28 protein-coding genes, 1 tRNA gene and 1 pseudogene are annotated in these 25978 nt (G+C 75.3%); 12 read left to right on the top strand and 18 right to left on the bottom strand.

Going from position 1 to position 25978, the window contains the following annotated elements; translation table 11 throughout:
* Position 1: 1 nt before the first annotated feature.
* The 6 genes from QSK00_RS25335 to QSK00_RS25310 all read right to left on the bottom strand — a co-directional run bounded on the left by QSK00_RS25335 (position 2) and on the right by QSK00_RS25310 (position 3872).
* Positions 2–1264: a TMEM143 family protein gene (locus tag QSK00_RS25335; RefSeq protein ID WP_285595366.1), complete on the bottom strand. Its 1263-nt coding sequence runs from the start codon at positions 1262–1264 to the stop codon at positions 2–4.
* 147 nt (positions 1265–1411) lie between these two features.
* Positions 1412–1484, bottom strand: a tRNA-Arg gene (locus QSK00_RS25330).
* A 186-nt stretch (positions 1485–1670) separates the two neighbouring features.
* Positions 1671–2336 carry an SDR family NAD(P)-dependent oxidoreductase gene (locus QSK00_RS25325; protein ID WP_285595363.1) on the bottom strand — a complete coding sequence of 222 codons (666 nt, stop codon included), beginning with the start codon at positions 2334–2336 and terminating at the stop codon, positions 1671–1673.
* A 20-nt stretch (positions 2337–2356) separates the two neighbouring features.
* The gene (locus tag QSK00_RS25320; RefSeq protein ID WP_285595361.1) at positions 2357–2761 is read right to left on the bottom strand and encodes a nuclear transport factor 2 family protein; all 405 of its coding nucleotides are present in this window, start codon (positions 2759–2761) and stop codon (positions 2357–2359) included.
* Positions 2758–3084 carry a rhodanese-like domain-containing protein gene (locus tag QSK00_RS25315; protein ID WP_285595360.1) on the bottom strand — a complete coding sequence of 109 codons (327 nt, stop codon included), beginning with the start codon at positions 3082–3084 and terminating at the stop codon, positions 2758–2760. Before QSK00_RS25315 ends, QSK00_RS25320 begins: the two co-directional genes overlap by 4 nt.
* Positions 3081–3872 carry a GntR family transcriptional regulator gene (locus QSK00_RS25310; RefSeq protein ID WP_285595358.1) on the bottom strand — a complete coding sequence of 264 codons (792 nt, stop codon included), beginning with the start codon at positions 3870–3872 and terminating at the stop codon, positions 3081–3083. Before QSK00_RS25310 ends, QSK00_RS25315 begins: the two co-directional genes overlap by 4 nt.
* Positions 3873–3962: 90 nt before the next feature.
* On the opposite strand from QSK00_RS25310, the gene QSK00_RS25305 reads away from it, so the two are divergent.
* Entirely contained in the window at positions 3963–5003 is a 1041-nt protein-coding gene (locus QSK00_RS25305) for a YeiH family protein (protein ID WP_285595454.1), read from the top strand.
* Between the two features lie 46 nt (positions 5004–5049).
* A complete protein-coding gene (locus QSK00_RS25300; protein WP_285595356.1) occupies positions 5050–5931 on the top strand; it encodes a class I SAM-dependent methyltransferase in 882 nt (293 codons plus the stop codon).
* Between the two features lie 45 nt (positions 5932–5976).
* Here the strand turns inward: QSK00_RS25300 and QSK00_RS25295 are convergent, their stop codons facing one another.
* Complete coding sequence (locus QSK00_RS25295; protein ID WP_285595354.1) at positions 5977–6546, bottom strand: TIGR03086 family metal-binding protein; 570 nt, start codon at positions 6544–6546, stop codon at positions 5977–5979.
* A gap of 11 nt (positions 6547–6557) precedes the next feature.
* Complete coding sequence (locus QSK00_RS25290; RefSeq protein WP_285595352.1) at positions 6558–7475, bottom strand: DNA-3-methyladenine glycosylase family protein; 918 nt, start codon at positions 7473–7475, stop codon at positions 6558–6560.
* Positions 7476–7539: 64 nt separating this feature from the next.
* On the opposite strand from QSK00_RS25290, the gene QSK00_RS25285 reads away from it, so the two are divergent.
* The 3 genes from QSK00_RS25285 to QSK00_RS25275 all read left to right on the top strand — a co-directional run bounded on the left by QSK00_RS25285 (position 7540) and on the right by QSK00_RS25275 (position 9903).
* Complete coding sequence (locus QSK00_RS25285; RefSeq protein ID WP_285595350.1) at positions 7540–8487, top strand: helix-turn-helix transcriptional regulator; 948 nt, start codon at positions 7540–7542, stop codon at positions 8485–8487.
* Positions 8488–8538: 51 nt separating this feature from the next.
* A complete protein-coding gene (locus QSK00_RS25280; RefSeq protein ID WP_285595348.1) occupies positions 8539–9108 on the top strand; it encodes a hypothetical protein in 570 nt (189 codons plus the stop codon).
* 102 nt (positions 9109–9210) lie between these two features.
* Positions 9211–9903, top strand: coding sequence for a response regulator transcription factor (locus QSK00_RS25275; protein WP_285595346.1), 693 nt, complete (start codon positions 9211–9213; stop codon positions 9901–9903).
* Between the two features lie 7 nt (positions 9904–9910).
* On the opposite strand, the gene QSK00_RS25270 is transcribed toward QSK00_RS25275, so the two are convergent.
* On the bottom strand, positions 9911–10795 hold the full coding sequence (locus QSK00_RS25270; RefSeq protein WP_285595344.1) for a heparin lyase I family protein: 885 nt from the start codon (positions 10793–10795) through the stop codon (positions 9911–9913).
* A gap of 226 nt (positions 10796–11021) precedes the next feature.
* On the opposite strand from QSK00_RS25270, the gene QSK00_RS25265 reads away from it, so the two are divergent.
* Complete coding sequence (locus QSK00_RS25265) at positions 11022–11198, top strand: hypothetical protein (RefSeq protein ID WP_285595342.1); 177 nt, start codon at positions 11022–11024, stop codon at positions 11196–11198.
* A gap of 12 nt (positions 11199–11210) precedes the next feature.
* Here QSK00_RS25265 and QSK00_RS25260 read toward each other — a convergent pair whose 3' ends face one another.
* Entirely contained in the window at positions 11211–12659 is a 1449-nt protein-coding gene (locus tag QSK00_RS25260) for a HAMP domain-containing sensor histidine kinase (protein ID WP_285595339.1), read from the bottom strand.
* Between the two features lie 229 nt (positions 12660–12888).
* Between QSK00_RS25260 and QSK00_RS25255 the strand changes: the two genes are divergently transcribed.
* Positions 12889–14322 carry a S1C family serine protease gene (locus QSK00_RS25255; RefSeq protein WP_285595337.1) on the top strand — a complete coding sequence of 478 codons (1434 nt, stop codon included), beginning with the start codon at positions 12889–12891 and terminating at the stop codon, positions 14320–14322.
* A gap of 70 nt (positions 14323–14392) precedes the next feature.
* Here QSK00_RS25255 and QSK00_RS25250 read toward each other — a convergent pair whose 3' ends face one another.
* From QSK00_RS25250 to QSK00_RS25240, 3 genes are read right to left on the bottom strand one after another with little or no spacing between them, the layout of a single operon-like run.
* Positions 14393–15139 carry a class I SAM-dependent methyltransferase gene (locus tag QSK00_RS25250; RefSeq protein WP_285595452.1) on the bottom strand — a complete coding sequence of 249 codons (747 nt, stop codon included), beginning with the start codon at positions 15137–15139 and terminating at the stop codon, positions 14393–14395.
* A 5-nt stretch (positions 15140–15144) separates the two neighbouring features.
* Positions 15145–15915: a TIGR04282 family arsenosugar biosynthesis glycosyltransferase gene (locus QSK00_RS25245; protein ID WP_285595336.1), complete on the bottom strand. Its 771-nt coding sequence runs from the start codon at positions 15913–15915 to the stop codon at positions 15145–15147.
* Entirely contained in the window at positions 15912–16604 is a 693-nt protein-coding gene (locus QSK00_RS25240; protein ID WP_285595335.1) for a glycosyltransferase family 2 protein, read from the bottom strand. Before QSK00_RS25240 ends, QSK00_RS25245 begins: the two co-directional genes overlap by 4 nt.
* A gap of 160 nt (positions 16605–16764) precedes the next feature.
* Here QSK00_RS25240 and QSK00_RS25235 point away from each other — a divergent pair, with 160 nt between their 5' ends.
* Entirely contained in the window at positions 16765–18216 is a 1452-nt protein-coding gene (locus tag QSK00_RS25235; protein WP_285595332.1) for a hypothetical protein, read from the top strand.
* A 156-nt stretch (positions 18217–18372) separates the two neighbouring features.
* On the opposite strand, the gene QSK00_RS25230 is transcribed toward QSK00_RS25235, so the two are convergent.
* Positions 18373–19443: an NAD-dependent epimerase/dehydratase family protein gene (locus QSK00_RS25230; RefSeq protein WP_285595330.1), complete on the bottom strand. Its 1071-nt coding sequence runs from the start codon at positions 19441–19443 to the stop codon at positions 18373–18375.
* Between the two features lie 46 nt (positions 19444–19489).
* Here QSK00_RS25230 and QSK00_RS25225 point away from each other — a divergent pair, with 46 nt between their 5' ends.
* A complete protein-coding gene (locus QSK00_RS25225; protein WP_285595328.1) occupies positions 19490–20026 on the top strand; it encodes a MogA/MoaB family molybdenum cofactor biosynthesis protein in 537 nt (178 codons plus the stop codon).
* A 127-nt stretch (positions 20027–20153) separates the two neighbouring features.
* Here the strand turns inward: QSK00_RS25225 and QSK00_RS25220 are convergent, their stop codons facing one another.
* Positions 20154–20942 carry an SAF domain-containing protein gene (locus tag QSK00_RS25220; RefSeq protein WP_285595326.1) on the bottom strand — a complete coding sequence of 263 codons (789 nt, stop codon included), beginning with the start codon at positions 20940–20942 and terminating at the stop codon, positions 20154–20156.
* Positions 20943–21083: 141 nt separating this feature from the next.
* Between QSK00_RS25220 and QSK00_RS25215 the strand changes: the two genes are divergently transcribed.
* Together QSK00_RS25215 and QSK00_RS30460 are read left to right on the top strand one after the other, a co-directional pair.
* A complete protein-coding gene (locus QSK00_RS25215) occupies positions 21084–21980 on the top strand; it encodes a DMT family transporter (RefSeq protein ID WP_285595324.1) in 897 nt (298 codons plus the stop codon).
* Between the two features lie 193 nt (positions 21981–22173).
* Entirely contained in the window at positions 22174–22407 is a 234-nt protein-coding gene (locus tag QSK00_RS30460; protein ID WP_352231171.1) for a hypothetical protein, read from the top strand.
* 14 nt (positions 22408–22421) lie between these two features.
* Here the strand turns inward: QSK00_RS30460 and QSK00_RS30455 are convergent.
* The 3 genes and pseudogenes from QSK00_RS30455 to QSK00_RS25200 form a co-directional block, all read right to left on the bottom strand.
* A pseudogene (locus QSK00_RS30455) lies at positions 22422–22577 on the bottom strand (FmdB family zinc ribbon protein); the annotation flags it as partial.
* Between the two features lie 64 nt (positions 22578–22641).
* Entirely contained in the window at positions 22642–23268 is a 627-nt protein-coding gene (locus QSK00_RS25205; RefSeq protein ID WP_285595320.1) for a 5-formyltetrahydrofolate cyclo-ligase, read from the bottom strand.
* Positions 23265–24620 (bottom strand): UTP--glucose-1-phosphate uridylyltransferase, encoded by a 1356-nt coding sequence (locus QSK00_RS25200; RefSeq protein WP_285595318.1) that lies wholly within the window; start codon positions 24618–24620, stop codon positions 23265–23267. Before QSK00_RS25200 ends, QSK00_RS25205 begins: the two co-directional genes overlap by 4 nt.
* A gap of 125 nt (positions 24621–24745) precedes the next feature.
* Here QSK00_RS25200 and glp point away from each other — a divergent pair, with 125 nt between their 5' ends.
* Positions 24746–25978: a molybdotransferase-like divisome protein Glp gene (glp, locus tag QSK00_RS25195; protein ID WP_285595316.1), complete on the top strand. Its 1233-nt coding sequence runs from the start codon at positions 24746–24748 to the stop codon at positions 25976–25978.

The raw sequence follows: 25978 nt of genomic DNA, 5'->3' as shown, positions 1-25978 counted from the left end.
CTCAGCGGGACGGGGCGCCCACGGTGTTGTAGTCGAAGAGGTCGTCCCAGGTCTCGTCGAGACGGCGCTTGCCCTCGTCGAGCGGGACCGCGCCCAGGCGGCCGTCGGCGTCCTCGTCGAGCAGGCGCAGCCGACGCAGCTTCGCCACGCCGTCGTCGACCTCGAAGTCGAACTCCGCGTCCCAGGTGCGGGCGAACCAGTCCTCGATGCGCTCGTCCAGCTCCCGGGCGGTCAGCGGCTCGCCCGCCGCGCGCAGGAAGTGGTAGGCGAGCACCGCCTCCTTGACCTCCTCGTCCTCCGCCGCGTCGAGCAGGTGGTGGAAGACGCCGGCGTCGTTGTCGAGGTTGCGGAAGTACAGGCTCTCGGACAGCGTCTTCATGAACTGGATGCGCCGGTTCTTGAACGCACTGATCTGCCGGACCACGTAGCCGCCGAACGCCACGAGGCCGGCCCCGAGCGCGAGGAGCTGCCCGCTCTGGAGTTCCACGGGCTGGCGGCGGACCCCGATCCAGAAGGCGAGCAGCAGGAACAGCGGCAGCAGGGCCGCGATGAGCTTGGTGGCGACGACGATGACACCCGAGACGACGGCGGGGACGCCGATCAGGAGCTTGTCGATGCGCCGCATCCGCACCTGCGCGTTGGGGAACAGCATCTCGAGGTCGGCGCGGGGCACGTCCTGGAACAGCTTGATGATCGTCGAGCCGGGGGTGAACGGCAGCTTCGCGACGTCCCGCCCCTTCTCCTCGAAGTAGGACGCGTCCTTGAACCGGACGTGGACGAGGACCTTCCCGTAGTTGGTGAAGGTCATGGTCCGGCGACGGAGGCCGAAGAACTGCCTGACCTCCTCCGTCCGGACGGTCTCGCCGCGCCGGTAGAAGACGACCTGCTCGAAGTCGTCGAAGTCGACGTCCAGCCGGACCTTCATCAGGGACTCCTGCTCGAACGCCCGGCCGAGGTCCTCGGCGGAGATGCGCTCGAAGTTCGCGTCCTCGGCCAGGTCGGTGAGCTCGCGCGCCACGAGCTCCTGCGCCTCGGCGCGTTCGGCCTCGCCGGGCTCGACGACCGTGTGCGTGTCCGTGTCCGGATTGAACGGGTAGTAGGCGTCCTTGAGAGCTTCGAGTCGTCCTCGGAACTCGTGGTGGAGCAGGCTGGACAGGAGATCGGCGAACGCGCGGAAGGACTCCCGTTCGGCCTCCGGCTCGCGGTCCACACACATCTCGACGACGGTCGCCTTGCGGAACGGGATGAATCGCTCGCCGGTCACGGCAGGCCCCTCGGGAGGCTGGACGGGGTCGGGGACAGCCCCGGCCCTGCGCGAGGACCGGATCGGCCGACGCGGGGCGACGGCGGATCCGGACGATACCGGCACCGCTGCGCAAGGCGGCTCGCGGCGCGCGAGCGGCTCACAGGGCGCCCCCGGCAGGATTCGAACCTGCGACACCCGCTTTAGGAGAGCGGTGCTCTATCCCCTGAGCTACGGGGGCCCGGGGTGAGCGTAACCGCTCCCGGCCGCTCGGCCGCGCGAGTGGTACGCCGGGCAGGGGTCGGAGCCCGACGACGCGCCTCACGTGACCCTCGCGAACGGGCGAGCGGGCGCGGTGATCGCGAGACGTACGCCAGGCAGGAAACCGGGTCCGGAGACCTGCCTGGCGTGCCTCTCGGCGAGCTCGTCACGCGTCCAAGGACTCGGCGAACACCCGGAACTCGGAGCGGCCGGTGTGCATCGACCAGAGCGTCTCCGCCAGGACGGCCGGGTCCTTGCGCGGGTGCCCGGGTTCGATCGCGCCCGGGATGATCAGCTGCGCGACGTGCACGCCGTCGGCGGCCACCTCGTCGTGCAGCATCGTGGCGAACGCGCCGAGCCCGGCGAAGGCGATCGACGTCCCGGCGACGCGGGACGACGGCCGCGCCCCCGACCCGCCGTTCACGAACAGCACCGTGCCGCGGCCGAGGTGGCGCATCCCCGGCAGCACCTGGTGCACCGCCGCGACCGGTCCGTAGATCGACGTCTCCACCGGTCCGACCAGATCCGCGGCCGTGGTCTCCAGGACCGGGCGCAGGAAGTCCTTCTGCGGCAGCGGGCTGTACTGCAGCACCTCGATCGGCCCGACGGTCTCGGTGATCCGCTCCAGCGTGCCCGCCAGGGCCGCCGGGTCGCGCGCGTCGGTCGCGAACCCGTGCGCCGCGACACCCTCGGCCGTGAGATCGGCGGCGAGGCCACGGGCGCGGTCGAGGTTGCGGGAGACCAGCGCGACGTCGAAGCCCTCGGCCCCGAAGCGGCGCGCCGTCGACGCGCCCAGTCCCCGTCCGGCCCCGATGATCGCGATCGTCGTCACGGGGCCCTGGCTGCCCGCGCTCAGGCGTCCTTGAACGTGGTCAGCTGCGCGCCGACCCGCTGTCCCATCGCCGCGCCGAGGGCCTGCAGCCCGGACAGCGGGCGCACCATCACCTCGAACTCGGTGATCAGCCCGTCGTCGTCGACGTGGATGAGGTCGACCCCGCGCAGCGCCTTCCCGTCGACGGTGGCGGAGAACTCCAGCACCGCGTCGTGCCCCTCGCGGAACGTGCGGTGGTAGCGGAAGTCCTCGAACACCGTGAGCACGGTCGAGAGCGCCAGGACCACCGCGTCCCGCGAGGGGTAGGGCGTGTGCGCCACCGGTGACCGGAAGACCGCGTCGGGGTGGACGATCCCGGGCAGGTCGCTCATGTCCCGTTGCTCCACCATGGTGTGCCAGCGGGCGAGCGTGTCGTCGAGGCTCATCCATCGAGCGTGCCGGGGGAGCCGTCGTCGCGCACGAGCGACCCGCCGTGCTCGGTGTACGCCCGCAGGCCTCCCGTCAGGTTGGCCGCGTCGACCCCGGCCGCGGCGAGCTGGTCGGCGGCCCGCCCGCCGCGACCCCCGCCGCGGCAGGTGGTGACGACCGTCCGCCCCGCGAACTCCCCGGGGTCGAGCTGGGCGAGCGGCCGGTGCAGCGAGTCCGGGGCGTGCCCGGCGGCCCACTCGGCGGGCTCGCGGACGTCGACGAGCACGGCCTCGCCGGCCGCCAGGCGGCGTCGGGCCTCGTCGGGATCGATCTCGGTCATCGGGCTCCTCCGGCGTGGGCGTCGTCGCGTTGGATGGACCACGGCGCCGGCCGGGCGCCGAAGCTCGCCGTCAGGTGGAAGCGGTCCGCGCGGATGACGGTGTGCCGCCACTCCACCGGCCGGTCGCCCGCCGTGCCCAGCCGTTCGATCCGGAAGACGGGCGCGCCCGGCGCGATGTCGAGCAGCTTCCCGACGGCGGGTGCGGCCACCTCGGCGTGGATGCGCTCGCGCCCGCCGTCGACGTGCAGTCCGGCACGCGCGGCGAGCTCGGCGTAGAGCGCGGTGCGGGTGAGGTCGGTCCCGACGAGCGACGCGGCGTCGGCGAACGGCAACCACGCCCGGTCCCAGGCCAGCGGCTCGCCGTCGGAGAGTCGGAGCCGTTCGACGGTCAGCAGCGGGGTGGACTCCTCCAGGCCGAGCCGCCGCGCGACGACGCCGTCGGCGACCCGCTCGAGCCGCCGCACCTCGCTGGTCTGCCGCCGCCCGGCCTCCTCGACGGCGGCGAACAGGCTGTAGGCCTCCCCGACGGGCTGGTCGATCGCGGGTGGTGGCCCGGTCCGCGCGACCCGGGGCGCCCGCCCACGCTCGGCGATGACCACGCCGTCCGCGCGGAGCTGGGAGAGCGCCTGCCGCACGGTGTGCCGGCTGACCGCGTACTCCTCGACGAGGGCGAGCTCGCCGGGGAACGCCGCGTCGAACTCGTGCGCGTGGATGCGGCGCAGGAGGTCGTCCTGGAGCTGGCTCCAGAGCGGCGTGCCGGCTGCCCGCTGCAGTGCCCGTGGGCCCATGTCGTCCACCTCCCTCGCTTGACCGCCCATCCTGCCCGGTCTAATGTCCGGACACAAAGGTACGGACATTTGATGGGGAGGCACGACGTGATGCTCACGGACCGGACGGGACCGACCCTCGTCGAGCGGACCGCGACCGGAGTGCGCGACGTCGGGCCGGGGTTGGCCGCCGCGGTGGGCGTCGCGGCCGTCGCGACGGCCGCCGGAGCCGAGGTCCCGGTCGTCGGTGGACCCGTCTTCGGCATCGTCCTCGGCCTGCTGCTGGCCACCGTCCTGACGCCCGGCCCGCGGTGGCGCCCCGGCTTCGCCGTCGCGTCGAAGCCGGTGCTGCAGGCCTCGATCGTGGTGCTGGGCGCCACGCTGTCGCTGGCGCAGGTCGCCTCGGTGGGGGCGTCGTCGCTGCCGGTCATGCTCGGCACGCTGGCGGTCGCCCTCGGCGGGGCCTGGCTCCTCGGCCGGCTGCTCGGGGTCGAGCGGGACACGACGCTGCTGGTCGGCGTCGGCACCGCCATCTGCGGGGCGTCGGCGATCGCCGCCACGCAGTCGGTGCTGAAGGCCCGGGAGTCGACCGTCGCCTACGCCGTGGGCACGATCTTCGTCTTCAACATCGCCGCCGTGCTGGCGTTCCCGCCGCTCGGGCACCTGCTCGGGCTCGACCCGCACGCCTTCGGCCTCTGGGCGGGGACCGCCATCAACGACACCTCGTCGGTGGTGGCGGCCGGCTACGCCTACGGCGGCGACGCCGGGACCTACGCGGTCGTCGTGAAGCTCACGCGCAGCCTCATGATCATCCCCGTCGTCATGGGGGTCGCGTTCCTGGTGGCCCGGCGCGGCGGCGGTGCCGCCACGACGCGGCAGCGCCTGCCCTGGACGCGCCTCGTCCCGCTGTTCCTCGTCGGATTCGTCGTGGCCTCGGCGCTGACCACGGTCGGCGTGGTGCCGGCGTCGTGGCACCCGGCGCTCACCGCGGTCGGCACCTTCCTCATCACGACGGCCCTCGCCGGCATCGGTCTCTCGATGCGCGTCGCGGACCTGCGCCGCGCCGGGGTCCGCCCGCTGCTCCTGGGCGCATGCCTCTGGGGGCTGGTGGCCGCGAGCAGCCTCGGCGTCCAGGCACTCACTGTGAGCTGATACGCACTGTCCGCTTCCGGCTGTGAGCACCGGGTAGTCGTTAGGCATGCGAAGCAACGGGGACCGGTGGGACATCACGACCAGCGTCGGGGCCACGGCCCTGGGGGTCGCCGCGGCGCGAGCGGTGGAGAGCCGGCACGCGGACCCGCTCGTCGAGGACCCGTTCGCCCAGGTCTTCGTCGACCGCGCCGGACTCGACGTGAAGCTGCCCGGCACCCCGACCGCCGACGCGGACTCCGCGGAGACCTGGAGCGCCATGTCGACCTACATGGGTGTGCGCTCCCGCTTCTTCGACGAGTTCTTCCTCGACGCGACGCAGAGCGGCGTCCGGCAGGTGGTGATCCTCGCCGCCGGGCTCGACGCGCGGGCGTTCCGCCTCCCGTGGCCGGACGCCGTCACCGTGTTCGAGGTCGACCGGGACGCGGTGCTCGAGTTCAAGGACCGCGTGCTCGACGAGGAGTCGGCCCGCGCGACGGTGCGGCGCGTCCCGGTCACCGCCGACCTGCGTGACGACTGGCCGGCCGCCCTCACCGCCGCCGGCTTCGACCCGTCGGTGCCCACGGCGTGGCTCGCCGAGGGCCTCCTGCCCTACCTGCCCGCCGAGGCCGAGGAACTGCTCTTCGAGCGGGTCCAGCAGCTCTCGGCGCCCGGCAGTCGCATCGCCGTCGAGCACTTCGCGAGTGCCTCGACCCTCGTCTCCGGCCACCCGCGGTTCCGGGGCATGCAGCAGGCGCTCGGGCTCGACATCGGCGAGCTGTTCTACCCCGAGCAGCGTGGCCGCACCCCGGAGGTCCACCTCTCCGAACTGCGGTGGAAGGCCCTCGCCACCAGCGCCAAGGACCTCGCGGTCGCCTACGGCCGCCCGCTCGACGAGGACACTCTCGAGATCATGGGCACGGTCGAGCTGCTCGAGGCCGTCCGACTCTGAGGCGGGTTCCCGACGGCGGGTGCGCGCACCCGCCGTCGGGACGGCTCAGACGCGCACGGCCGCGGGATCGCGGCCGAGCCAGGCGACCAGCCGCTCGTAGGGCCCGGCGTCGTCGGGGACCTCGACGACGGGGCCGAACGGGATGTCCCCGCCGCGCGGCTCGGCCGGCAGCGCGTGCCGGACGGAGTCGAGCACGGCGGCGGCCGGCTTCGGGTCCAGCGCGTCGACGCGGCCGAGGGCGACGGCGAGGTCCCACCCGTGGGTCGCGAACTCGCGGAGGTACCCCCACGCCGCGACCCGGCCGGGCACGGTGCCCCACGGCACCGTGAGCTCCCGGTCGAGGACGGCGTCGTCGTGCCAGACCTCCGCGATCTCGCGCCGGCCCTCGGCGAACGCCACGGCGTGGTCGGTCACGGGGCTGCGGTGCGGCAGGTCGAACGGGTGCCCGCCCCGGCCGACGTGCGCGACCCGTCGGTGCACGGTGACGAGGTGGGCGAGCAGGTCGTCGACGGTCCAGCCCGCGCACGGGGTCGGGGCGTCGAGCGGAAGGCCGGGGGTGGTGAGGGCGCCGACCTGCTCGGCGGCGCGGTACAGGAGCGGGCGGGGGTCGGTCATCGGACTCTCCCTCAGGCCTGGGTGATGCGGAGCAGGAACGCGATCCACGTCCGGTACGGGGCGAGCGGGGCGGTCGCGGCCCCGAGGACGGCCGGGTCGTCGTAGTCGGCCGGGTCGCGGCCGTGGAGGCGGGCGAGGGCGGCGGTCGCGAGCGGTTCTTCGGGCCACTCGTCGACCACGCCGCAGGCCCGCAGCCAGATGCCGGAGGCCCAGAACTCGCCGATGCCGCGGACCCGGCGCAGCGCCGCGCGGGCGCCGTCCGGGCCGAGGGCGCGCAGCCGGTCGGCGTCGAGCTCGCCGTCGAGCGCGGCCCGCGCGACACCGTGCAGTCGGCGCACCTTCTCCGCGGGCAGCCCGGGGATCGCCTCGATCCCGAGCAGGGCGGCCGGCGTCGGGAAGCAGTCGACCCCGGCCGTCCGCGTGCCGTGCTCGGCGGCGATCCGCCGGGTCAGCGTGGCCGCGCGTGCCTTGCCGATCCGCGGCGAGATCACCGCCCAGGCGGCGGCCTCGTAGACCGAGGGGAAGAGGATCGGCCGCCGCCCGGGGTGGGCGGCGAGGACCGCCCCGACGGCCGGGTCGTGCCCGGCCACGGCGGCGAGCCCGGCCCCGGAGTGGTCGAGCGAGAGGATCCGTGCCGCCTGGGCGCGGGCGCGCTCGGGGGAGCCGGTCCCCGTCGTCGTGATGTCGACCGGACCGTCCGGGCGCTCCTGGGTCGCGGTGATCGCGAGCGGCGCGAGGTCGTCGTCGGCGATCGCGCCGATGACGAGCGGCCCGTCGTCGTGCCCGTACCGCGCGACCGGCGCCCAGCGCATCACCGAGGAGCGCGCCGCCGTGAGCGAGAACGGACCGTCGGGGTCGATCGAGAAGGTGGCGTTCCTGCCGCTGGATGACAGCAACGACGCTTTGCTGCCACAGGAGGTGAGGCTCATGGTCCCGACGATGCGCCGCCATACTCGACAGGTGCTGTCGTGATTCTGCGAGAATCTCGACGCCATGCGCTCCGACCGGCTGCTCGCGACCCTGCTGCTCCTGCAGGCGCACGGCCGGCTGCCCGCCCCCGAGATCGCGCGGCGCCTGGAGGTGTCGACGCGGACGGTCGCGCGGGACGTCGAGGCGCTCTCCGCGGCGGGCGTCCCGGTCTACGCCGAGCGGGGGCGCCACGGCGGGGTGGTGCTCATGCCGGGGTTCCGCACCGACGTCTCCGGGCTCACCGACACCGAGATGCGGGCCCTGCTCGCCCTCACCGACCAGCAGGGCGACCTCGGTCGCGAGCTGGCGTCGGCCGTCCGCAAGCTGCTCGCCGCGGTGCCGGAGGCGCGGCGCGCCGACATCACACGTGTCCGCCGCACGGTGATCGTGGAGCCGCACGGCTGGCGGCGTCCGGTGAGGGACACGCCGGCGCTGGCGGTCCTGCAGCGTGCCGTCGCCGGCGACGAGCGGGTACGGCTGCGCTACCGCTCGGCCTCCTCGGGCAGCACGGCGACGAGCACCGTCGACCCCTACGGGCTCGTGAGCAAGGCCGGCGTCTGGTACCTGGTCGCGGCCCGGCGCGGGGCACCGCGGATGTTCCGGGTCGACCGCGTCGAGGACGCCGAGTCCACCGGCACGCCCGCGCGGCGTCCCGACGACCGGGACCTCGAGGAGGTCTGGACCGAGCTGCGCGACCGGCTCGAGGCCGCGCCGGACCCCGTCGTCGTCCCGGTGCGCGTGGACCCGGTGTGGCGGGAGCGGCTGCTGCGCGTCGTGGCCCCGCAGCTGGTCGAGCCGCCGCGCCCCGTCGAGGACGACCGCCTCGAGCTGACGTTCCGCGCCACGGGTGCCGCGGTCGGCGCGCTGCTCGGCTTCGGTGCGGTCGTCGAGGTGCTGGGTCCCGACGAGGTGCGCGCGGAGATGGCGGCGCGCGCCGCGGCCGTCGTGTCGATCTATGGTCCGGCCCGCTGAACCGATCTCGCCCGTGCCGCGCGGCCGTCGCGCTGGATAGGGTCCCCGTCCATGACGACGGTGCTGGTGACCGGTGGTGGCGAGCGGCTCGAGCAGGTGGCGGCGGCGGTGAAGGCGGCGGGCGCGGACGCCGTCGTGGTGGACGACCCGGGACGTCTCGGCGAGGTCGTCAGCGGGCAGAGCTTCGACGGTTACGTGCAGCTGCCGGTGGCCATGACCCCGAGCGAGGGCAGCGTCGTCGCGAAGGTCGAGCAGTTCCTCACCCAGGGCCTGCTGTCCCGCTTCCGGGCGGCCGCGACCGTGCTGCCGACCCTGGCGCCCGGCGCCGACGTCCTGCTCGTCGGCGGGCAGACCAACGTCGACGGCGACGCCCCGGACGACGCCGACGCCCGCGCCGCGATGCTCCGCGTGCTCGCCCACGCCCTGCGCGCCGAGCGGGCGCCCGAGCGGCTCACGGTGCGCGTCGCGGACTCGTCGTGGACCCCGGAGCAGATCGCCGCCAAGATCACCGGCACCGGCCCGAAGGGCCCGGCCGACCAGACCGCGGACGACGCCGCCATCGGCCAGGCGTACGCCGACTGGCGCGCCGAGGTCGTGGGGCTGGCGCGGGTGGAGTTCTAGGTGCTGCGCAGGTGAGCACCAACGGCCGCTGCAGCGACCGTGCGTGCTCACCTGGCGGAGCCACCTCAGGCGCCTCTCAGGACTCCTGTCCATAGTGGGGCCATGCGGATCCTCGTCGTCGACGACGACCGGGCCGTGCGCGACTCGCTGCGCCGGTCCCTGGCGTTCAACGGGTACCAGGTCGAGCTGGCCACGGACGGCCAGCAGGCCCTGGACACCATCGCGCAGGAGCGCCCCGACGCCCTGGTGCTCGACGTGATGATGCCCCGCCTCGACGGCCTGGAGGTCTGTCGGCGGCTGCGCAGCGCGGGCGACGACCTGCCCGTGCTCGTGCTCACCGCGCGGGAGGCCGTGTCCGACCGGGTGGCCGGGCTGGACGCGGGCGCGGACGACTACCTTGCGAAGCCGTTCGCGCTCGAGGAACTCCTCGCGCGACTGCGGGCCCTGCTGCGGCGCACCTCGCCGGAGGACCGCGACCGCGACGACACGCCCGACCCGCTGACCTTCGCCGACCTGTCGCTCGACCCCGTCACCCGCGACGTGAAGCGCGGCGACCGGCCGATCACGCTCACGCGCACCGAGTTCAGCCTGCTCGAGCTGCTGATCGCCAACCCGCGCCGGGTGCTCACGCGCAGCCGGATCCTCGAGGAGGTCTGGGGCTACGACTTCCCGACGACGGGCAACGCGCTCGAGGTCTACATCGGCTACCTCCGACGCAAGACCGAGGCCGACGGCGAGCCGCGGCTGATCCACACGGTGCGGGGCGTCGGGTACGTGCTGCGCGCCGACGCGTGAACTCCGGCTAGCGGGGTGTGATGCCCTGCGCGTTGATCGAGGCCGCGGTGGGGCCGGCGACCAGCCGGGTCGTCGTCATCGACGAGGCCTGCGTGATCGACGGGTCGCGGTAGAGGCCGAGCTTCAGGTAGTCGCCGCCGTCGAGCAGGGTCCCCTGCGGTGGGTGGTGGCCGAGCACCATCGGGCGCCCGTCGCGCCACACCTCGACGAGTGCGTCCGCCGGCGACCGCGAGAAGTGGACGTGCAGGACGACGTCGACGGTGTCGTCGGGTCGCAGCGGGCCGAGGTCCTGCTGATCGGCCCCCACGTTGGCCAGGCGCAGCCGCCCGCGCCCGGCCTCCAGTGCGATCGGCGGCGAGCCGGTGTTGGCCCGCTGGTGCCACTGCAGCACGAGCTGCCAGGTGTCGGTGTCGGTCGGCAGGTCCTGCAGCCGGCTGACGTCGTGCACCCAGAGGTCGTCGCCCTCGTGGTACTCCGGGAGCTGGGGGAGGACCTCCGCGCGCTTCGCCCCGCCGGGGATCGCGAACCGCATCCCGGGGCCGTCGACCACGCGGGGCAGCGGGGCGCCGTCGACGAGGCCGGAGCCGCCCGTGTCGTCGAAGTGGGACGCGAAGTCGCCGACCGCGCTGTCGAACACGCCGTCCCCGGTCGCGGGCCGCGCGGCGAGGGCGCGTCCGGCCGCGAGCGGGTCCACGCGCGTCGTGCTCGGGGCGGGGGCGTCGGTGGGCCGCGCCGCCGCCGGCACGGCCGGGCCCGCCGACCCGTGACCGCCCACCAGGGCGACCGGGACCGCGATCACCGCGCCGGCGAGGACGGCCGCGAGGACCAGCCGGGTGCGTGAGGCCCGGGGCGGCTGCGGTGCCGGGGTGTGGCGCGGCAGGGTGGAGGTCATCGACTCCTCCCCGGGCCGCCCGATGCTCCGCACACGCCCGGTCCAACGACGTGCCGTGCGACGCGGGTGCGGCCGGGCAGGTGAACGTTCGCCCGGACGGCGTGCCGTCGACCGGCGGACCGGGAGCCCTCCGCGGTGGTCCGGGGCGGTCGGGGGACCCCGATGCACAGCGGACTCATGCGGACGTCCCAGGAAGCCGACCGCCGGAGCGCGTACACCTGGAGGCGTGACGGACGGTGGACGGGCCCGATGGGCCGTGGTGACGGGGCTCGACGACGCGCGACGCGCCATGGGGTGGCTGGCGGCGGTGACGGTCGACTCGCTCGACCTCGCCGGGCAGGGCGTGGTGGCCGCCGTGGCGGCGTTGCGGAGCCGACGGCGGACGGCGCCGGCGCGCGCCTGAGGGCGCGGCCGGTCAGGCCCTCGGCAACCACAGCCGCAGCAGCGCCCCGCCCGACGGCGCCTCGTGCGCGGAGACACCCCCGTGGTGCCGGGTCGCGGTCTGGGCGACGATCGAGAGTCCCAGCCCCGAGCCCGGCATGGTGCGGGCGTCGGCGGAGCGGAAGAAGCGGTCGAACACGAGCGCCCGCTCCTCGGGGGCGATCCCGGGACCCTCGTCGGCGATCTCGAGCATCGCGGTGCCCGGGCGCTCGGGCGCGACGCCCTCGCGCAGCACCACGGTCACGGTGGCGTCCGGCGGGCTCCACTTGGCCGCGTTGTCGAGCAGGTTGAGCACGGCCCGCTCCAGCGCGCTCGCGTCCCCGACGACCTCCAGGGGCGCGAGCTCGGCGGCGAACGTGACGCCGGGGGCCCGGGGCCGGGCGCGGTCGAGGGCCCGTTCCACCACCTCGGACAGGTCCAGGTGCTCGGCGGCGACCTCGGGCGGGTCGTCGCGGGCGAGCTCGACCACGTCCCCGACGAGGGTGGCGAGCTCGTCGATCTGCGCGCGCAGGTCGGCCGTGAGCTCGGCGCGGTCCTCGGCGGACAGGCGGGGCGCGTCCGGGCGGCCGGACGCCGCGCCCTCCTCGGCCGCGACGAGCAGTTCGAGGTTGGTGCGCAGCGACGTGAGCGGGGTGCGCAGCTCGTGCCCGGCGTCGGCGACCAGCCGTCGTTGCCGGTCGATCGACGAGGCCAGGGCCGCGAGCATCGCGTTGAAGCTGCGGGTGAGCCGGGCGATCTCGTCGCCACCGGTCACGGTGATCGGCTGCAGGTCGCCGGTCCGCGCCACCCGCTCCGTGGCCGAGATGAGCCGTTCCACCGGGCGCAGGCCCGCGCGGGCGATCGCGACCCCGGTCAGGGCGGCGAGCACCACCCCGATGCCGCCCACGACGACGAGCACGACCGCCAGCCGCGACAGCGTGCGCCGTGTCGGCTCGAGCTCCTGGGCGAGCACGAGCGCGCGGCCGTTGCCGGCCTGCACCGCGACCACGCGGTACGGCGCGCCGTCCACCACGCCCGTGCGCGGCGGCTCCGGGGTCCCGGCGGCGACCGCGAACTCCGGGGCCCCGATCGGCGGCTGGTTGCCGGTGAGGAAGAGCGCGCGGTTCGGCGTCGACACGATCGCGACCCGGAAGTCGCCCGCGGCCAGGGCGTCGGAGGACACGACCCGGAAGAGCAGGCTCGGGTCGGCGAGGTCGCTCGACGACGCCGCGGTGGCCCGTTCGACGAGGCTCTCGTCGAGCTGGTCGTAGAGCGCCCGGTAGGCGGTGAGGAAGACGGCCACCGCGATGAGGGCGACCAGCAGCCCCGCACCGATCGACACCAGGATCGCCACCCGTCGGCGCAACGGGATCTCGAGCAGCACGTGCCATCCCGACGGCGGGTCGGGGTGCTCGGCCGCGTCGTGCTCCGGGTGGGTGCTCATCGCCCCCGATCCTCCTCGATCGCGCCGTGCCGGAGGTGCGTGGGCAACGTGTGACGATCGGCGGCGGCTTGTCGCGGGTGCTCGCCGCCGCTGGGGCGACCTGTCGTGGGGAATCACAACGACAGGGCGGCGGGGTCCCGGCGGGAACCCGCGACAGGGCGGCCGCCGTACCGGGACCGTGACCTCCCCGCCGGGCCCGCGGGGCGGGGATGAGGAAGGCTGGGGAGCCATGAGCGAGACGCCGCGGCGAGACGGCGAGCCGGAGCGCGTCGGGCCGGATCCGGCCACGGTCGAACGGCCGGGCCTCGGTGCCGGCCACGGCACCGGCCACGGCGCCGGTGGCGGAGTGCGCTGGTCCGACGGACCGTCGGCGGCGCCCGGCGCCGAGGCCCCCCGCGCCTGGTCCGGCGCACCGTTCGGCGGCACCGGTGGCGGGGGAGAGGCGGCCGGCGACTACGGCTGGGGCCGACCCGCCCCGTCGTCGGGAATGACCTCCACCCCACCCGGCGGCTTCCCCGCCGACGCGGGCGCGGGCTGGAGCACCCCTGGGCCGGGGCGCCCGGAGACGGGTCCCGACGGCGGGTCCTCCCGCGGGGGCGTCGGTCGGCGCAGCCTCGTGCTCGTCGCGCTGGTGGCGCTGGTCGCGGGCCTCATCGGCGGGGCGATCGCGGGCTCGCTGTTCTCCTCGACGTCGGTGTCGCAGACCTCGCTCGGCTCCACGTCCGACTCCGACCCGCTGCCGCCGGCCCCGGCCGGCTCGGTGGAGGCCATCGCGTCGACCGTCCTGCCGAGCACGGTGCAGATCGTCGGCTCGTCCGGCGCGGGGTCCGGCATCGTCATCTCCGCCGACGGGCTGATCATGACGAACAACCACGTCCTCGCCGCGGGACGTGCGGGCGGCCTGCAGGCGGTGTTCGCGGACGGCTCGAGCGCCCCGGTGACGCTGGTCGGCACGGCCCCGTCGGCCGACATCGCGGTGGTGCGGGCGACCGGGGTCGGGAACCTGCGGCCGGCGGCGCTGGGCGACTCCAACGAGCTCCGGCAGGGCCAGGCGGTGGTGGCGGTGGGCTCGCCGCTCGGACTGTCCGGCACCGTCACCTCCGGGATCGTGTCGGCGCTGCGCCGCCCGGTCGCGGCCGGCGGGTCGGCGGCCGACCAGAGCAGCGTCATCGACGCCATCCAGACCGACGCCGCGATCAACCCCGGCAACTCCGGCGGGCCGCTGGCCGACTCCGCGGGTCGCATCGTCGGGATCAACACCGCGATCGCGAGCGTCACCGGCGGCGGCGCCGGGCAGGAGGGCGGATCCATCGGACTCGGGTTCGCGATCCCCATGAACCACGCGCGGCGCATCGCGACCGAGCTGGTCGAGACCGGCCGGGCCACCCAGGCGATCATCGGTGTGCAGGTCGCCGACCGCGGCGCCCGGGGCGCGACCGTCGCCACCGTGACGCCGGGCTCGCCGGCCGCGGCGGCCGGCCTGCAGCCCGACGACCTCGTCACCCGGGTCGACGACCGCGTCATCGAGGACGCGAACGCCCTGGTCGCCGCGGTGCAGTCCACCCCGCCGGGCCAGGTCGTGACGCTGACGGTGGTGTCCGGCGGCGGGGCGCCGCGGACGGTGTCCGTGACGCTGGGCAGCCAGGTCATCGGAGGCCGCTGACCCAGCGGGTCAGCGGGCCGCCGGGGTCAGCGGACTCCCAGGGTCGGACGGCTCCCGGGGAGTCGGCCGGTCAGCGGGCGAGGACGGCGAACGCCCGGCCGTCGGGTCGGGCGGTGCCCTCCGGGTCCGGCAGCGCGGTCTCCGACCAGGAGCGCTCCACCACGCGCAGCCCCGCGGCCCCGGCGACCTCGTCGACGGCCTCGGACCCGAGGACCGCCCACGGGAACCACGTGCGCGGCGCGTCCGGGTCCTCGTCGCTGTCCTCGCGCACGAGGTGCGCGGCGCCCTGCCAGAGGCCCGTCCCGGGCTCCAGCTCGAGCAGGACGGTGCCGGTGCCGGTCAGGAGCTCGCTGCAGCGACGGAGCAGGGCGACCGGGTCGCCCCCGATGCCGATGTTGCCGTCGGCGAGCACCACGTGCTGCCAGCGGCCCTCACCGGGCAGCCGTTCGAACGCGTCCCGGTGCAGGACCGCGGCGCCCCGCTGCAGACAGCGCTGCACGGCCTGCACGGAGACGTCGACGCCGAGCGCCGGGACGCCGCGGTCGGCCAGGGCGACGACCAGGCGACCCGGCCCGCAGCCGAGGTCGAGCGTCGCGCCGCTGCAGCGCTCCAGGAGCCAGTCGTCGTGCTCGTCGGCGTCGTCCTGCCAGCGCTGGACCGCGAGCGGGAGCACGATGCCGTCGGTGCGCACGAGGCGGTGGCTGAACCCCGCCAGGGCGGCGTCGAAGACGGTGCCGCCCAGCGTGTCGGCGGCCGAGCCGGCCCGTTCCCGGGCCGCGTCCACGACGGCGAACGGCTCGGTCATGGGGCTGGTCATCGACGTCACGGGCGTCCACCTCCGGACACTGTTGCGATGGTGCGACGGTCGGCGCCGACCTCGCCGAGGAGTTCTGCGACCGCGTGGGCGAAGCGACCGTCGGGCACCAGCGCGGCGACCGCGGCCGCGTCGTCGGCGGTGTCGACGTCGGACAGCGTGGGCAGTTCGACGACCGCCTCCGCGCCGAGGGCGTCACGCAGGGCCGCGAGCGTCCGGGGGCCGGTGTCGTCACGAGAGGTCGGAATGGCGGAGATGATGGCCGCCCGCCGCGGGTCGCGCAGCGTGAGGGCCCACCAACCACCGTCGTGGGCGATCCCTATTCCGGCCGGAGCGCCCGCCTCCACCGTCCGCAGCGCCTGGTCCAGCAGGGCGGCGTCGAGCTGGGGGGTGTCCATCCCGATCTGCACGGTCGCCGCGCCCGGGAAGAGGTCGGCGGCGTCGGCGTGCACCGCCTCGATGCGCTCGCCGAGCGCGTCGCCGCGCTGGCGCACGACCGTGTGGGCGGCGAGCACGCCGGCGATCTCGTCGCCGCGCTCGGCGTCGGCGAGGTCGCCCTCGAGGGCGACGAGGACCGCCGCGCCGGGGACGGCCGCGGCGGCCTCGAGGGTGTCGAGGAGGGCCGCGGCGGCGATGCGCGCCGCGCCCCGGGGGGTGGCCGGCGGGGTGAGCCGGGTCTTCGCGCGCCCGGCGACGGGTGCCTTCGCCAGCACCAGCACCACCCGGCGGACTGCCTCATCGGCCTGCATGATCGACGCGTTCGCAGCCGGCTCGGTCATCGGTTCACCCGGATCGAGGCGCCGTGGGCGCGGGTCCGGGCCAGGGCCTTCGTCATGTCGCGGACGGCACGCGCCGTGCCGCGCACCGAACCGGACACCTTGGAGCGGCCGCCGGCCCGCGGCCGGTACGCCACGTCCACCTCGCGGATGGTCCACCCCGCCGCGCCCGCCCGGATCAGCAGCTCGAGGGGATAGCCGAAGGCGCGGTCGGTGATGCCGAGGTCCAGCAGCGCCTGACGGCGGGCCACGCGGACCGGTGCGATGTCGCGCACCCCGACGCCCTGCACCCGCATGAGGCCGGAGAGCACGAGGTTGCTCAGGCGGGCGTGCCACGGCCACACGCCCTTCGCGGCGGGCACCCGTCGCCCGACGACGAGGTCGGCGTCGGTGTCGAGCAGCAGGCGGACCATGGCCGGGAGCTCGGCGACGTCGAGGGAGCCGTCGGCGTCGATGGTCGCGACGACCTCGGTGCGGCTCGCCTCCAGCCCGGCGTGCACGGCGGCGCCGTAGCCCTTGCGCGTCTCGTGCACCACGAGCGCACCGCGGCCGGCCGCGAGCTCGGGGGTGCCGTCGGTGGAGCCGTTGTCGGCGACCACGGCGTCGAAGCCGTCGGGCAGCGCGTCGAGCACGCCGGGGAGCGCCTCCACCTCGTTGAGGCAGGGGAGCACGACATCGACACGACCGCTCACGCCGGTCACGCTATGAGGTCGCTTCCCGCCGTGTACAACCGGGTTGGTTTCTCGTGTCCACCGTGAAGCGGACGTGAGCCACGCCCGATCGGAGCACCCTGCCCCGCCGCTCGGGCCCTGCTCACCGCACCCTGACGCCGGGTTCGTACGCTCCGTGGCGATGAGCACGGTGCTCGGGCCCACGCGCCCCCAGGACGACGAGGCCCCCGACACCCGCGGGCGGCGCGGTCCGCGGCTGCGGGGCGACCTGATCGCGGCGGCCCTCGGGTGCGCCCTCGTGGCGGTGGCCGCCCTCTACGGCTGGGCCGAGATCGACCGCGGCGTCAAGATCCTCGTCGGCTGGCCGCCGGTCCTCGCCGAGTGGATGCCGCACTTCCGGCGCGGCGGGGTCGCGGCGGTCGTGATCGCCCTCCTCGTCGTCGTCGCCGGCCCGACGGTCGCCGCGCGCCTGCGCTGGGGCCCGCTGCTGCTGGTCACCTACCTCACCGCGGCCGCGTGGACCTTCGGCCTGGCGCTGATCGACGGCTACCAGCTCGGGATCGTCGACCGGCTGACCACGCCCACCGAGTACCTCGTCGAGGTCGGGCGCTACCCGGGCCTGCGGCCGTTCCTGACGACGTTCGCCGACCGCATCGTCGGGATGACCCCCGACACGCTCGTCACGCACTCCTCGGGACACCCGCCGCTCGCCACGCTGGTCTACGTCTGGATCGCCGAGTTCTGGGAGCCGGGTGGCGAGGCGGCCTCGCTGGTCACGCTGTTCGTCGGCGCCTCGGCCGCGGTGGCGGTCGCGATCACGATCGGTGCGCTCGGCGGGGTGCGCTGGGGCCCGCTGCGGCCGGGCTCGGTGGAGCTGCCCCTGTCGGCCGACGCGGTCGAGGCCGGCCGGGCCCTCGCCCGCCGGTACATCCCCTTCGGCGTGCTGTTCCCCGGCGCGGTGTGGGTCGGCGTCTCGGCCGACGGGATGTTCGCGGCGGTGTTCGCCTGGGCGGTGGCGTTCTTCGCCCTCGGCGCCGTGCGGCGCACCGTGCTCGGTTCGGTGCTGTGCCTGGTCGGCGGGCTCCTCTTCGGCGCGAGCCTGTTCCTGTCCTACGGGCTCGCCGCCTTCGGCCTCGCGCCGATCGTGATCGCGGTCCTGGTGCGGCGGTGGTGGCCGCTCGTCGTCGCGACCGTCGGCGTGCTGGCGGTCGTCGGCCTGTTCCACCTCGGCGGCTTCTTCTGGTTCGACGGCTACACGCAGGTCAAGATCCGCTACTACCAGCCCGGCGAGTTCGGCCTCCTGCGTCCCTACCGCTACTGGGTGTGGGCCAACTTCGCCGCCCTGGCGCTGGCGATCGGCCCCGCGGTCGTGGTGGGCCTGCGCCGGCTCGCGTGGTGGCCGAAACAGGTCCCCGTCGCGCTGCTCGCGCTCGTCGGCGCGGCCGTGCTCGCGGTGCTGGCGGCCGACCTCTCCGGGCTCTCCAAGTCCGAGGTCGAGCGGATCTGGCTGCCGTTCGGCACGTGGATGGTGCTGGCGTGCGCCCTGCTGCCGGCGAGGTCGGTGCGCTGGTGGCTCGCGGCCCAGGCGGTGCTCGCACTGCTGGTCAACAGCCTGCTGTTCACGACCTGGTAGACCCGCGCGTCAGCCGTGGCCCACTGCTGACGACGGGCGTGCGCGGGGCGCCACGGTCGCGGCGGCCGCGCGTGTCTGCTCGGAGCCTCCCGGACCCGAACCGACGACCCGTTCGTCCGGAGCGGGAGACCCCGGCGAGCCGCGCCCGACCCGTCGTCAGGAACGGATCGCGGCGCGCAGCGGGTCGGTCGCGAACCGGGTGATGCCCTCGGCGAACCCGACCCGGGCGCGGAACCCGAGCAGCTCGGCCGCGCGGGCGGGGTCGGCGGTGACGTGCCGCACGTCGCCGGGACGGGCACCGCCGACGATCTGCGGGGCGGGGCCGTCCATCGCCTCGGCGAGCTGACCCGCGAGGTCGGCGATGGTGCGGACCTCGCCGGAGCAGACGTTGAGCGGGACGCAGGTGCCGGCCGGGGTGGTGTCCTCGGCGGCCTCGAGGGCGGCGACATTGATGCCGGCCACGTCGCTGACGTGCACGAAGTCACGGCGCTGGCGGCCGTCCTCCATGACGCGGGGCGCCTCGCCGCGCTCGAGCGAGGAGCGGAAGATCGACGCGACGCCGGCGTAGGGGGTGTTCTGCGGCATCCGCGGGCCGTACACGTTGTGGTAGCGCATGGCGTAGACGCGGCCGCCGGTCGCGCGGGCCCAGGCGACGGCGAGGTGCTCCTGGGCGAGCTTCGTGGCGGCGTAGGTGGAGCGCGGCTCGAGGGCGGCGTCCTCCGGGATGAGCTCGCCCTGCAGGTCGCGGCCGCAGACCGGGCACGGGAGGTCGTAGCGCCCGGCGTCGACGTCGGCCTGCGTGCGCGCGGGCGGCGGCTGGACGCCGTGCTCCGGGCAGGAGTAGCGGCCCTCGCCGTAGACCACCATCGAGCTCGCCATCACGAGTTTGCGGTGCCCGGAGCGGTACATCGCGGCGAGCAGCACGGCCGTGGCGACGTCGTTGTTCTCGGCGAACGCCGGGGCGTCGTTGGGGTCGACGCCGTGCCCGACCATCGCGGCCTGGTGGCAGACCGCGTCCACGTCGGGGAGGAGCCGGTCGAGCAGGTCGGCGTCGCGGACGTCGCCGTGGACCAGCTCGTAGCGGTCGAGCCACTCCGGAGCCTTGCCGTCGGCGTGGGCCTGCGGCAGCAGGGCGTCGAGGAGGACGGGCGTGTGGCCACGCTCGGCGAGCTGGTCGGCGATCGCGGAGCCGATGAAACCGGCACCGCCGGTCAGGAGGACGCGCACGGCGGTCACGGTAGGCGTTCGGTGCGGGCCGACTAGGGTCTGGGGTATGGAACTCCCGCGGGGCACGACGTCGATCGAGAACCTGGGCGGCAGCGACGACCTGCTCGGTCGGGCACTCGTCGTCATCGTCGACGACCGCATCTCCACCGGGGAGCTGACCGACACCACCGGCCCGCTGGTCACCGAGCTGCTGGGCGAGGCCGGGCTGGTCGTCGACGGCACGATCGTGGTGCCGGGCGAGTCGGTCGCGATCCGCAACGCGCTGAACACCGCGGTGATCGGCGGGGTCGACGTGGTCATCACCGTCGGCGGCACGGGCGTCTCCCCGCGGGCGGTGACGGCCGACGCGACCGCCGGCGTCCTCGACCGTCCGATCCCCGGCATCGCCGAGGCCATCCGGGCGTCCGGGCTCGCCGCGGGCGCCGTCGACGCCGGCCTCTCGCGCGGGCTGGTGGGCGTCTCCGGTTCGACGCTCGTGGTGAACCTGGCCTCCTCGCGCGCCGCCGTCCGCGACGGCATGGCGACGCTGACGCCGCTCATCGCGCACGTGATCGCCGAGCTCTCCGGGCTGGAGGAGAACTGACGGACCCCGATCGCGCCGAGCGGGCCCGACGCCGGGCCCGCGAGGCGCTGTTCGGCGCCGACTCCCCGGCGAGCGCGGACGAGCGGGACGACGCCGACCGGGTGCGCGACGAGGACCCACGCAGCTTCTACGAGGCCGAGCGGCCGCCGCACCACGACCGGGAGCGGTGAGTCGGACGCGGCCTCCTGCTCCGCCTCCTCCGCGAGGGTGACGTCAGGCAGCTCCGGGGGCCCGGGAAGCTGCGTGGTGTAGCCCTCGCAGGCGGCCCCGGCCGGACCCGCAGGGTCAGGGTGACCTCCTGCCCCGTGGTCGCGGCCGCGACGCGGGCGGCGACCGGACCCGGCAGCGCGACCAGCACGACGGGGCTGCTCGTGCGGTCCTCGGCGGGCAGGACCGCGAGGACCCGCGCGCCGGACGCCAGGATCGCCCCGCCCTCCCCGCCGCCCCGTGCCCCGCCCACCACGTCGACCTGGGTGCCCGGCCGCACGAGCCCGGCCAGCGCCGGGTCGGCCAGACGCAGCGGCACGCCCGCCGCGTCGGGCGCCCCCGCCGAGGCCCGGGCCGCGTCGGGCCCGACCAGCCGCACGTCGGTGAGCACCTCCCCGGCCCGGACCCCGCCGACCAGGTGCCCGCCGACGACCGCGTCCGGCGCGGTCACCGCCCCGTCCGGCACGGTGTCGGGCGGCCGGTCCACCACGGCCACGTCGCCCGGGGCCAGCGGGATGCCGGGCGCGAGGTCGCGGACCGCCACCACGACCGGGGAGCCGGTCACCTCCGGGGACGCGGCGCCCAGCCCGCCCACCACCCCGGCCAGCGCCACGAGCCCGCCCGCGGCCAGTCGCCGCAGCAGCAGGGCCCGGCGCCACCCGACGGGCCCGCGCCCGCGGGCCCCGACCCGCCGTCCGGAAAGCTTCACGAATCCGACGGTAGGGGTCAGAACGCACCCACCGGGCGTGGCGTCCACGGCTTGTGGACAATGGGTTCGGAGGGCGCCGGTTGTGGATGGCCGGGCTCCATCCGATCCGCCGGACACGTGAGGGGCTGCACCCGAATGGCCGTGGTGCTCGTCCTCCTGGCCTGTCTCGGGAACGCGCTGGCGCTCACCCTGCAACGCAAGGCGGCGCAGGACAGCGCGCGGCAGCGGGGCCTGTCGGCCGGCTCGTTCCGGGACATGGTGCGCCGGCCGCCCTGGCTGTTCGGCATCGTCATCTTCGGCGGGGCCGTGATCTGCCAGGTGCTGGCGCTGCAGCTCGGGTCGATCTCGCTCGTCCAGCCCGTGCTGGTGATGGAACTGCCGTTCACCCTGCTCGTCGGCTGGTGGATCCTCGGCGGTGCGCTCCGGCCCTACGAGTGGTCGGCCGTGGGCCTGATGAGCGTCGGGCTGGTGGTGCTGCTCGCGTCGCTGCGTCCCCACGGAGGGGCCGCCCTCGCGGCCGGCGACCTGAAGTGGGTGCTCGGCACGATCGTCACGCTGGCCGCCCTGGGCGTGTGCGTGTGGATCGCGGAGACCTCGCGTGCCGTGGGGAAGGCCGCGTTCTTCGGGATCGCGGCCGGCATCGGGTCGGGCTTCGTCGCCGTGATCATCAAGGCGATGGCCGACGCACTCGCCGCGGGGGGCCTCGGCGAGGTCTTCACCACCTGGCAGAGCTACCTGCTCATCCCGGTCGGTCCGGTCGCGTTCTGGACCCTGCAGAGCGGCCTGCGTGCGGGCCGTCTCCTCGCGAGCCAGCCGGGCCTCACCCTCGGCAACCCCATCCTCGCGTTCCTGTGGGGCACCGGGCTGCTCGGCGAGCAGGTCGCCGGTGGGTGGTGGGTGCTCGGGGGCGTGGCCGGGGCGGCGCTGCTCACCGTCGGTGTGTTCCTGCTGGCGCGCTCGCCGGTGCTGGCGGCCCAGGAGGGCACGCCCTCCGCCGGCCGGACCACGAAGGCCACGGGCGGTCGTCGGGTGCTCTGACCCGTTCGGTCGACCGGGTGAGACTTGTCGCCGAAACATGTTCCGAGGCAACGCGCGTCGGGCGGGCGCGTCTCTCGTTGTACGGAGCACGGGGCCGCCGACCGCTGGGGAGCGGGTCGAGCCGCGTGTGGGTCCGGGTCGACGACTCGGGGTCGTCGACCCGGACCTCTCTCGTCAGGCGCTCTTGGTCGCCGTGGACGAGGACGAGGACGAGGTCCCGCTCGACGAGGACCCGGACGAACCGCCCGAGGATCCCGACGTCCCGGACGACGAGGACGTGCTCGAGGACGACGATCCGGAGTCCGACGAGGACGACGACGAGTTCGACGACGACGAGCTGCCGGAGTCCGACGACGCGGACGACGACCCGGAGTCCGACGAGCCCGAGGTGCTCGAGGTCGAGCCGGACCGGCTGTCGTTCCGGTAGAAACCGCTGCCCTTGAACACGATGCCGACCGACGAGAACACCTTGCGCAGCCGTCCGCCGCACACGGGGCACTCGGTCAGCGAGGGGTCGGTGAACGCCTGGACCTGCTCGAAGCGGTGATCGCACTCGGTGCAGGCATAGGGGTAGGTGGGCACGTGCACTCCTGTCATCCCGGAGGGTCGCGGGGGAGTGTATCTGGCACTCACCCGACGGGAGTGCCAACAACGCCACACCTCAGGCTGTTCCGATCAGCCCCGCCGTCGGACGCCACACGGCGTGCACGCGCACGTCGTGCGGTTCGTGGGGGAGTTCCGGCAGGAGCTCGTCGTCGGCCACCACCGCCACGATCGACGTCGAGCCCGAGACCAGCGGCAACGACCGGTCGTAGTGCCCGCCGCCCCGCCCGAGCCGCACCCCGTCGGGCGAGGCCGCGAGGGCCGGCACCACCACGACGCCGGCGGACGCGATCGCGGCCGGCCCCTCCCGCCGTCGGGAGGGTTCGAGCAGTCCGTGCGGCCCGGGCACCAGGTCGCCGCGGTCGCGGAACCCCGCCCAGTCCAGCGGACCCGTCTCGCTCTCCCCCGTCGCTCCGCTCGCCCGCGTCACGACGGGCAGCAGGACCCGGCGCCCGATCGCGACCGCCGCGTCGAGCAGCGGCAGCGCCCCGTTCGGCGCCGCCCCGGGCTCGGAGCGCACCGGCACGTACAGGCACAGCGGCCGGGCGGGGTCGGCGCCGAGCGAGTCGAGGACGCCGGGCAGCGAGGCCGCGAGGTTGGCGGCGTCCTGCCACCGGGCGGCCTCCGACCGTTCCCGACGGCGAGCCAGCAGCTGGGCCCGCAGCTCGGTCTTGCTCGCGGTCACGACAGCGTCCCGGACACCTCCGCCGGGCCCTCGACGACGACCGTGCCGCGCACCGTCGTCGGGCCGGTGAAGGTGACGTCCCCGCGCACCTCGAGGCGCTCGGCGTCGATCAGCGACGGCGCCCCGGCGGGGAAGCGCGCCTCGAAGTCGCGCAGCATCCCGAAGTGCGCCTTGTCCAGCGAGACCACCGGCGGCTTGCTCTCGAAGTGCGGCACCATCGTGCCGTCCTCGCGCAGCTCCCAGAGGTCGGAGCGGGCGACGAGCAGGTCGTCGGTCGTCTTGACCGGCGCGAACCGCGTCCGCGGCACCTCCAGGGCCCCCGCGCCGGCGATCGAGGAGACCGCCGCGCCCATCGCCGTCTCCAGCTGGATGACCTTGGTGGAGGTCTTGTCCGTGGGGTCGACGGTCTTGCGGTTGACGATCAGCGGGAGGTCGGGGGCGGCCGGGTCGGCCTCCTGCAGGGCGGTGATCGCCTGCAGGTCGAACCAGATGTTGTTGGTGTTGAAGTAGTGCCAGCGCGTGAGGTCGCCGAACGAGGGGTCGCCGTCGGGCACCTGGGCGGACTCGCGCAGCACGAGCCTCCCGTCGCGCATCGCGAGGTGCCCGCCCTTGCGGTCGGACTCCGTGCCCCGCACCACCTCGAGCAGGAAGGGCACCTCCTGCTCGGCGAGCCACGCCGCGATCCGCGGGTCGGGGCGGGCACCGAGGTTGTCGGCGTTGGAGACGAAGCACCACCGCACCCCGGCCTCCACCAGGGACGCGGCGATCCCGCTGGCCGCGAGGGCCGTGTAGATGTCGCCGTGCCCCGGCGGGCACCACTCCAGCTCCGGGTTCGCCGGCCACTCCACCGGCTCCCACGAGCCCGCGTCGAGCTTCGGCTCGATCCCCTGCAGGAAGTCCAGCGGCAGGCCCTGGTCGGCCAGGCCCGCGTGCGCGGCCAGCCGCTCCAGCGACGGCGGGCGCGTGGTGGGGGAGTCCATCAGCAGCAGCGGGAGCCGCGCCCCGGTGGACGCGCGCAGCGCGAGCGTCTGGCGCGCGATCACGTCCAGGAAGCTCTGCCCGGGCTTGATCTCCAGCGTGGACTTCGGCCCGTCCAGCCCCATCGACGTACCGAGGCCTCCGTTGAGCTTCACGACGGCGAGCCGGTCGAGCACCGAGCGCGTGGTCTCCGCGTCGGGCTCGGGCAGGTCGTCCAGGCGCGGCAACGGCTCGACCGGCGAGAGCACGTCACCCGGGACCAGGCCGGCGTCGGGGTCGGAGAGCTGCGCGAGCCGACGCCGGAAGGCCGCGACCTCGACGGGATGGGCCCCGGCCTTCGCCAACTTCTCGACGGCGGGGTGGTCGCTGGTCAATGCGCGCTCCGGTACTCGTCGTGGGTGGTTCGCCCGGTACCGCGAGGCTAGCGAAGGGGTCGGACACCCGCGTTGAGGGCGCGTCGTTACGCTGCCCGGCCCCTCCTCCGGGGCACGATGGGTCCGTGAGGACCGTGGATGCCCAGCTGCGACGGGTGCTCGACGCCGCGGTGCGCCCGGCCCCGATCCGGATCGCGATCTCGGACGCACAGGGGCTGCTCTGCGCCGAGGAGGTCGTGGCCGATCGCGCGCTGCCGGGATTCGACCAGGCCGCCGTCGACGGGTTCGCCGTGCGCGCGGTCGACGTGCGTTCGGCCGACGTCGAGCCCGTCGAGCTGCCGGTGGTCGGGGAGGTCGCGGCGGGCTCCCGCCAGGCGCACCGCCTCAGCCCCAAGCAGGCCGTGCGCGTGGCGACCGGCGCCCCGCTGCCGACGCTCGCCGACGCCGTCGCCCCGCACGACCACACCGACGACGCCGGGCCGTCCAGCCGCGCCCGCGTCACGGTGAAGCACCCCGTCGCGAGCGCCGAGTTCGTCCGGCGTACCGGGGAGGACGTCGCTCCGGGCGACGTCGCCGTGCGCCGCGGCGTCGTGGTCGGGCCCGCCCAGGTCGGGCTGTTGGCCGCGGTCGGCCGCACCAAGGTCCTCGTGCACCCCCGCCCCCGCGTGTCGGTCATCGCGGTCGGCGACGAGCTCGTCGACGTCGACCGAACCCCCGCCGCGGGCCAGGTCGTCGACGTCAGCTCCTACGCGCTGGCGGCCGCGGCCCGCGACGCCGGCGCCGAGGTGACCCGGGTGGGCATCGTCGGCGCCGACGCGTCGACCGTGCGCGAGGCCGTCGAGGCGCGGCTCGGGCTCGCGGAGGTCGTGCTCGTCGCCGGGGCCGTCGGCGGCGCCCACGGCGAGGCGGTCGCGGCCGAGCTCGGCGAGCTCGGCCCGGTGGACACCAGCCGCGTCGCCATGCACCCCGGGAGTGTCCAGGGCTTCGCGCGCCTGGGCGACGACGAGATCCCGACCTTCCTGCTGCCCGCCAACCCGACGTCGGCGCTGGTCGTCTTCGAGATCCTCGTCCGGCCCCTCATCCGGCTCGCGCTGGGCCGCCCGGAGCTGCACCGTCGCGAGGTCACCGCGCGCCTGCTGTCCCCGGTGAGCTCCCGGCCGGGCCGCCGCAGCTACGTGCGGGGGCGCCTGCTGCGCGACCGCACCTCCGGCGAGTACCTCGCCCAGCCGCTCGGGACGGCGGGTTCGCACCTGCTCTCGTCGCTGGCCGAGGCGAACGCGCTCATCGTGCTCGACGAGGAGACCACCGAGGCCGGACTCGACACCCCGGTCCGGGTGGCGTTCCTGTCCCCCCGCTAG

This window comes from Actinomycetospora sp. NBRC 106378, assembly GCF_030269685.1.
Taxonomy (GTDB): domain Bacteria; phylum Actinomycetota; class Actinomycetes; order Mycobacteriales; family Pseudonocardiaceae; genus Actinomycetospora.
Note: the sequence above shows the minus strand (reverse complement) of the source record. Positions and strands in the feature narration are given on the sequence as shown.